At 45.5% G+C, this 2907-nt stretch carries 2 protein-coding genes and 1 pseudogene; 2 read left to right on the forward strand and 1 reads right to left on the reverse strand.

Features of this window, described 5'->3' with window-relative positions; translation table 11 throughout:
- A partial coding sequence (locus EGK14_RS21035; protein ID WP_148101261.1) for an Abi family protein occupies positions 1-823 on the forward strand: 823 nt, incomplete at its 5' end.
- A gap of 788 nt (positions 824-1611) precedes the next feature.
- Here the strand turns inward: EGK14_RS21035 and EGK14_RS21045 are convergent.
- Positions 1612-1812 carry an antitoxin VbhA family protein gene (locus EGK14_RS21045; RefSeq protein WP_125291004.1) on the reverse strand — a complete coding sequence of 67 codons (201 nt, stop codon included), beginning with the start codon at positions 1810-1812 and terminating at the stop codon, positions 1612-1614.
- 896 nt (positions 1813-2708) lie between these two features.
- Between EGK14_RS21045 and EGK14_RS21700 the strand changes: the two are divergent.
- A pseudogene (locus EGK14_RS21700) lies at positions 2709-2907 on the forward strand (hypothetical protein); the annotation flags it as partial.

Raw genomic sequence — 2907 nt, forward strand, 5'->3', positions numbered from 1 at the left:
CTGGAACAGCGAGCTATCTTCTCGGATAAGCATGGCAATAGGTATTTATGAAGTATGCCTCAGAAATAAAATACATAGAGTCATGAGCAATTATATATTCAACAATAAAAATACTTACAACGGTAATTTATCAGGTGATAAGAACTCTTGTAATTGGTACGATAAAATAGCAACAACTGGGAAGGTAAAGTGGCAAATAGATGAGATATATAACGAAGGTGGATTCCCCCCTCCTCACAAAATAATATCATCAATATCTCATGGCTCCTGGAGGTATATTCTAGAAATAAATAAAACAAATAATGGAAAGAATATCCCATGGGATGTACTTTTCCCTCTAATCTTCAGCTCAACTCCAGATAACTTCTTCAACAAAAGCAGTAGGTTGAATGAGTTAAAGCTAAATATGAAGCGCATAAACATATTGAGAAACCGAGTGTCTCACTTTGAGCCGATATGGAAAAACAAAATACTTAAAAGTATTGACGGTAAAAAACAAATAAAGCCAGAGCCAACGACTATCGCTGATTGCATTTCGAGGATGAGATCTGAATACAATACAATAATAAGCACTCTAAGTTATATTTCTATCGAAATGCACCAATTCTATATTGGAACCATGAACCATATAGACATATTAAGCATGATGACTGAAGGCTCTTTAAAGTCTTTTATGTCGCAAAGCGAAACAATTGCCTTAGATGTAGAAGCAGATGATTTCTCGCAAAAAGTAATCGAGCAATTATCAAACCCGCTATGCAAGAACTGGCTATTTGAACTGAAAAAATCCGGAAACGTGATCGGACATATCAGGAAATCATAAATGCAAAAGGCCACCCTTTAGGGGTGGCCTCTTCATATTCTCTATGCATCAACTAACTACTAGAACACTAAGGAATCTAGCATGGCTGCAATTCTTAAAGAACTGCGCTAGCTGACGACTACGGGATCTAATCTACTACATTTCGACGACATCGTCAATACAACACTATTATCTTCCACAATAGGTACAGGATGCAGATGCATGATTTACCATAACATCTCTTGCCCGCACCCCCTGAGAGCCCCTCAGCGCGATCCTGCGGCCTGACGGCCGTTTCCGGCACCTTTCCCTGTCCGTATCGTGAAAAAATGCCCCTGATGGTTTCTGCGCCGGTGAATAGCTATGCATACGCACCGGCACAGTGCCGTTTCATGATAAAAGCAGGCCGAACGTCTCAAAAAAGAAATTGTTCTGCTGCAGCCAGTCCCACAGATCCGCAGCTGTCTTTAAGCAATTGAGTATCAGCTCGAGCAGATTTAGATATTTCATAGTTTTCTCCTAAACAGTCGATGAATTGTTTCATCACGACGTATTTAGTCCGAAAATTTTGAGCCCCCAGAAACGATGAACGGGTGCACAGTTTACTGTGTGGCCGTGAGACGTTGGGCAAGCCGCAGGCGCGGCAGAAATACCGCAAAGGGGTCGGATTTAACGAGCAACAAAAGGGTGTCGGGCGTAGCCTGACCAGGAGGATTTGGCGTGCCGGCGGTACTCCAAAAACACATCTTGTCCCGCTGTTTTGTCGCCGGTGCGGAGCGGCGGTAATGACAAAACATTTCCTGTCCGCGTCAGTTACTGTTCGCTCGCTTCTGGTAATGAGCCATTATCTCAGCACGGGCTTCGTCGAAGGTAAGCTCACCGGAAAGAAGACGCCCCTTAACGGACTCATAGAGCGGCGTTCCGGACGGATCCATCCCTTCAAGTCTGAGAGAGGCCTCAGCTTTGCGGAACCCGGCCAAGCGCAGTTGCAGTGCACGATCATCAGTCATGGTTTTTCCTTTGAGCAGTCATGCGAATAAGGCAGGCGTAAAGTAGGCCCACTTTACATGTCCTGCCCGGATGTTGCCGTTGTATAGCTGTGCAGGCAAAAGTGGAAAACGACAGGAAACTGTTGCAGCCGGGTGTGTAATCAGGGAGGAAACGGGTGTACCGAGCGACACGATCCCTGTTCAGCATTACAGACATTACGCTTCCTCGGTCATTCGCTCACTTCGTTCGGTCATGACGCTGCGGCGAGCGTTACCTGCTCAGGCAGAAGGCCATAAGGAGGTTCTGGGGATTGCCGGTTTTCCATAGGCTTCGCCCTCCTGACGAGCTTCACAGAAATCAGGTGATTTCCGGCGCTCAAATCAGAAGTGGCGAAACCTGACAGGACTTAAAGATCCCCACCGTTTCCGATGGGTCGCTCCCTCGTGCGCTCTCCTGTTCCCACCGTGAGGTTTACCCGTTGCAGACCGCCGTAAGGTGGCGTTTTCTCATTCCTTCCCGTGCAACTGGGTTCCTTGTAGGTGGTTCGCTCCAAGCTGGGCTGTATGCACGAACTCCCCGTTCAACCCGACTACCACGACTTTCAGGTAACTGTACTCATGATTCCAATCCTGACAGGCACGACAAATCGCCAATGGTGGTAGCCACAGGTAACAGGTTTAGAGGAGGAGAGTCTTGAAGTTTCGTGTGTGATAAGGCTACACTGAAAGGACAGTTTTGGTGACTGTGCTCCTCCAAGCCAGTTACCTAGGTTCAAAAACCTGCAAGTTCTTTGAACCTTGGAAAAAACCGCCCTGCAAGGCGGTTTTTTTTCGCCTTCAGTATGCCTCTGCAACAAAAAGTGTCAACATAATAATCACTTCATAAAGAACCAGCGAAAGCATGCTCAAGGACTTCCATGTATAAAACGCCTGCGATTAATATAGCTAAACATATCAATGACATATCTACTGAAAGATTAAATAGCTATCGACGTGTGTACCCTCATAAAAGCGAAGATGAAATCTACGGGATGTATTGCTGGAACAGCGAGCTATCTTCTCGGATAAGCATGGCAATAGGTATTTATGAAGTATGCCTCAGAAATAAAATACATA

It is taken from the genome of Erwinia sp. 198 (genome assembly GCF_003937915.1).
GTDB lineage: Bacteria > Pseudomonadota > Gammaproteobacteria > Enterobacterales > Enterobacteriaceae > Erwinia > Erwinia aeris.